This window comes from uncultured Sphingorhabdus sp., from assembly GCF_937872355.1.
GTDB lineage: Bacteria > Pseudomonadota > Alphaproteobacteria > Sphingomonadales > Sphingomonadaceae > Sphingorhabdus_B.
Genome location: NZ_CALMSV010000080.1, coordinates 1 through 5,022 on the forward strand (window position 1 = coordinate 1; position 5,022 = coordinate 5,022).

The 5,022-nt window shown below is 55.9% G+C and carries 4 protein-coding genes; all 4 read right to left on the bottom strand.

Translation table 11 applies throughout. The features are described 5' to 3' along the window. A partial coding sequence (locus Q0239_RS04650; protein ID WP_298599152.1) for a site-specific DNA-methyltransferase occupies positions 1-1,750 on the bottom strand: 1,750 nt, incomplete at its 3' end. Between the two features lie 27 nt (positions 1,751-1,777). After that, on the bottom strand, positions 1,778-2,443 hold the full coding sequence (locus tag Q0239_RS04655) for a DUF4391 domain-containing protein (protein ID WP_298599156.1): 666 nt from the start codon (positions 2,441-2,443) through the stop codon (positions 1,778-1,780). Beyond that, positions 2,440-3,264, bottom strand: coding sequence for a hypothetical protein (locus Q0239_RS04660; protein WP_298599160.1), 825 nt, complete (start codon positions 3,262-3,264; stop codon positions 2,440-2,442). Before Q0239_RS04660 ends, Q0239_RS04655 begins: the two co-directional genes overlap by 4 nt. Positions 3,265-3,270: 6 nt before the next feature. Next, positions 3,271-5,022 (bottom strand): DEAD/DEAH box helicase (locus Q0239_RS04665; RefSeq protein ID WP_298599163.1); only part of this gene is annotated, 1,752 nt, incomplete at its 5' end.

A 5,022-nucleotide genomic window follows, 5' to 3' on the forward strand; every position in this document is an offset into this window, starting at 1 on the left:
CATCGGTAACACCAGTTTCGAAACAGGCGATCAGCGCATTGCCGTCGACCGAGTAGATGGTCTTGCCATGCAAGGTTTCACGGTTAATCTGCAAGGTTAGCTCTACGCCCCAGTCGATCAGTACCTGGAACAGCAGATCCTCGGCAGTGCGATCTGGCTTAACGCTATCGACCTGACCGAACAGCTCGTCCTGCTTCACCTCGTCCGGGCGATAGTAGACGTCGGTCATGTTCGAACCATCGATCTTCAGCACGCGGAAGCCGACATCGCGGTTCCAGCCTTCGTGGTGTGTGCCTTCGAGGATTTTTCTCCCTGCGCGGCGTATGCGCTCCTTTGTAAAATCCGCAATAGTCGCAAAGCCTGCGCGATAAGCGGCAGAACCGTCTTCACACGGATCTGCAATCTGAACCAGCAGCCAACGAAGATTTCGGCCAGTTTCGCTGGATAGCTGCAATGCCGCCGCCGCCGTCGTCCCACTACCAGCAAAAAAATCAACCACGATTGGATTTTGATCCTCCCCCAACCCAATCATTATGAAATTTTTCAGCAGATCAATGGGCTTGGGGAATTGAAGTAGTACTTTTCCATCAAAAAGAGAGGAAAGATCCTCTGTGCCATGCTGAGTGTAAATACCATCAATAACACTGAATGGCTTTTCGCCCCGCTCAATGCCGCTTTCATCTTTGAGGTACTGCTTATAATTTAGAGTTGGCGGAGATGACTCAATGACAATTACCTCACCTTTTTCAATGGCTTTCAGGGTTCTGTCTTCCGACCATAGCCATTGCCTTTTGGGCTGAATAACTCTTCCATCCTTAAGTTCCACGTCATAGACAAGATTTGGCCTTGCATCCATGCTCTTGGTTGCCTCAAGGGGCTTGAGACGGAACGGACCTCGGATGGAAAATTGCTCATCTTTTCCCTTGTAGTAGCGGTCAATTTTTTTCGGATCGTATGGCAATGAGAATGGAGCAAGACTTTCAAGATTGCGCGCATACATCAATACATATTCGTGCTGCGTCACCGCGTACTTTTCTTTTGGGCCACCGCCGTAGCTCTTTTTCCAAACGAAGCACTCTACAAAATTTTCTACTCCGAAGACCTCATTGCAGGCCATCCGCGTATTGTAGACTTCTCCGTCGTCGATGCTGACAAATATGACTCCGTCAGATTTAAGTAGTTTTTTTGCCACTCTCAATCTGGAAAAAATCATCGTCAGCCAGTCAGAATGAAAGCGGCCATTGCTTTCATTATTTGCTACCAACTTTCCGCCTTGATCATCAGACTGATTGCTTCGGACGAGAAAGTCTTCAGAATTCTCTGAAAAATCATCTTCATAGATGAAGTCATTACCCGTATTATAGGGTGGGTCGATGTAAATCATCTTCACCTTGCCTAGATAGCTCTCTTGGAGGAGCTTCAGGGCATCGAGGTTGTCCCCTTCGATGAATAGGTTCTGGGTGGTGTCGAAGTCGACGCTTTCATCCCGGCACGGACGCAGGGTCTTGGCGATTGGGGCGTTTGCGGTGAGCAGTGCCTCGCGCTTGCCGGGCCAATCGAGCCTGTAACGCTCCTGCGGGCCTTCGACGATATGATCGGATAGGGTCTGGCGAAGCTGGTCGAAATCGATGGCGAGGCGGATAGTGCCCTGATCGTCAGCGGCTTCGGTCACGCAATCAGGGAACAATGCACGAATTTTTGCGATATTGTCCTGGCTAAGGTCAGGGCTGTGCATCTTCAACTTATCCATGCGCAATCTATTCACACTTCTATCTGATCAGGTTTTGCTCGTGAGGACCGTGTAGCGCGACTTGGCGGCGCGCAATTCGGCATTGAGCTCGACCTTCCTGTTAAACTGTTTCTCCCGCCTTACGCCAGCTTCCATTTGCGCGATCTCGCGCTCCAGCTGGGCCGCCTCCTCAGAACGGGCGACGCGGGCCGCAATCGGTTCGTCGGGGCCCTGACTTGGCGGCAACATGGGTTCGAGCAACCGGGCATAAAGCGTCGCCATATCTAGCACGGTAGGCAGAGCCTCACGCGGTGTGTTGCCAGCCTGCCATGCGGTAAACGCGTGTGGTGCGGTCACCCATTTGCCCGCCTCCGCCTGGCTGGGGCGTTTCCACGCCATAGCCATGCGAGCCCGCCCGCCATGGCGCAGCTCAAGGATCAATGGTCGGGGGATCGCCTTTTCGATGGCTTGCAGCACCGCTGGTTCGACGTCCGGCGTGTGCAGGTCGATTGCGATGACTGCTATTTCCTCGACTTCTGCCGAGGGTTGCAGGTTCAGACGATCGGCCCGCAGCACATGCGTCCATTCCATGCGTTCGACCTGATCGACGAATTTGGCCTGCATGGCACGCGGAAGCTGCGCGGCACTGTATATCCGGCTCTTCGGGATGGCGCGGCCGAACACGGTGCGCACCGGCCACGCATAAAGCGTCACGCCGCAGCTCCTGCCTCAGCCCGCTCCACCACAACAAAGGCGATCAGCTCGAAATCATCCAGGCCGCGAATGGTATGGGACAGTGCGGTCGTGGCACCCGTCGAGAATAGACTATCGAGGTCACGCTCCTCCTTGGCGTCGATCATCGCCCGGATCGCACCGTTCAGCAGTCCGGATGGGCCACTCATGTCCTGCCCGTCAGCGGTGCGGACATTGAACGGGCGGAACGCCTCTGCCACCGGAGCTGTGACACCCTTTGCCGCAGTCCGGACCAGATCAAGCAGGCGCTTCACCTGGGTCTGATCGGCAACGACGCTGCCATCTTCGCCCATGTAGATCAGATAATAGGGATGTAACCGGTTTTGCCGGTTGGCAGTTGCATCCCCGCCGACGGCCTTCAGCGCAAAGATAACGCCGGGCTCGAGCCCCTTGCCGGGATCGGCGGGCACGACCGCATGCAGCCCTTTGGGTGCCGCTGCCAGATCGCCATGTTCCTTCACATAGTTGAGCAAATCCATGCGGAAATCGTTGAGGCCAAGGTCGGTAATAGAGATGCCGGTACGCACATCCTCCAGATCGATGACCTCATCCTGCAGGCGCCGCAGCTGTTCGCGTCGGTAGGCCGTGTCGCTGGCCTTCGCCGTCAGCACATTGTCGTCACCGGTTGCGGTAACATCGGCAATGATCATGCGGTTTTCGACGCGCTCTTTCAGCTTAATGTAGTCATCGAGCGTGATGTCAGGCCAGTAGTTTGCCAGCTGTATCTGCGCGTTTGGCGAGCCGATGCGGTCTATCCGCCCGAACCGCTGGATGATCCGCACAGGGTTTCAGTGGATGTCGTAGTTCACCAGAAAATCGCAGTCTTGCAGGTTCTGGCCTTCCGAGATGCAGTCTGTGGCGATCAGGATATCAATCTCACCCGGCTCATCAGGCATGATCGCCGCCTTCTCCTTGGAGCGGGGCGAGAACAACGTGAGCAGAGTCTGGAAATCATAGCCCTTACCCAACGTCGATTTGGGGGCATCTGACCCCGTGACACGGCCAGTGTGGATCTTCTGCTGGGACAAAGCCTCAGCCGCAATCTGATCGTAGAGATAATGTGCGGTATCGGCGAATGCCGTGAAGATGATCAGTTTGCGGTTCCCGGGGTTGATCGGTTCCGCCAGCTTCTGTGCAATGAGCGCCTTCAAATGCTGAAGCTTGGCATCATGCTCGGGCGTAATCCGCGCCATATCGGCCTGCAGCGCCTCGATCAGCGCGAGGTCTGCTTGCAGATCGTGGGCAAAACCTGGGACGTCCATGTCGCTAAGGTCGATCCGGATCTTGCCGCCGACGCGGAAGGCTCCGAGACCTTCGAGTTCGTCATCCTCTGCCTCAAGCGCGTCAATATCGTCGGCATAGTCGACGACGGCGCCGGTGCCCGCGCCAGAGCGGTAGCTGTCGACCACGTCCAATGTCTTGCGGATGTTTTCAGCCAGCGAACCAAGTGTGAGCCGGAACGCATGGATTGAGCTCTCAAGTCGCTTGAGCAGGTTGACGGTCATCAACGCCTGCAAACTCTTGTCGCGGTCGGCCTGCCGCAGCTTGCCGCCGCCGCTCGACACGTCAGTGTCGTAGAGGTCCTCATATTTGACGAGACGGCTTGGTAGAATGTAGCTGGTCGGGGCGTAAACCGAGAGCTTCAACAATGTCAGCTGCGCAACGATGGTGTTAAGATCCATCGTGCCAGACAGCTCTGTCAGCGGCGGACGAAACGACAGCGGTTTGCGGCGCTCTGGGAAGCGCCCGATGTCCGTCATGTCGTAGAAGGTCGTGATGTGCTTGCGCGACCGGGCGATCGTGACGCTGTCGAGCAATTCGAAGAAGTCGAAATCGAGCTCCGTAAGGATTGTTTCGGCGGTCCGTTGTTCCGGAGGCAGTTTCGACCAGCGGTTGAACGCGGCCTGGGCTCTGCGGAAGATTTCCTCAACGCTGGATGTGGTGTTCAGCTTCTCGGAAAGAATGTCAGATTGACCTTCATAGGCGAGGGCGAGCTGGTTGCGCAGGTCATTGAAGCGGTTGTTGACCGGGGTCGCCGACAGCATGAGGACTTTGGTTTTGACCCCAGCCCGGATGACCTGGTTCATCAGCTTTTGGTAGCGGGTTTCCTTCTCCTTGAAGGCGTCATTGTTCCTGAAATTGTGGGATTCGTCGATGACGACGAGGTCGTAATTGCCCCAGTTTACCCGGTTGAGCGGGATCCCGTTGGAGGTGCCCGATGTCCGCGACAAGTCGGTATGGCACAGCACATCATAGTTGAACCGGTCCCGGGCGAAGGGGTTGGTTTTGAGGTTGGTGCTGTAGTTGAGCCAGTTGTCCGTCAGCTTTTTCGGGCAAAGCACGAGAACCGAGCGATTGCGCAATTCGTAATATTTGATGACGGCAAGCGCGGTGAAGGTTTTGCCGAGGCCGACTCTGTCGGGGATGATGCAGCCACCAATGCGTTCCAGCTTGTCGATCGCGCCGGTTACGCCGTCGCGCTGAAACCGGAACAGCTTCCTCCACACAACGGTGTCGCGGATGCCGGTCGCGGACTTGAT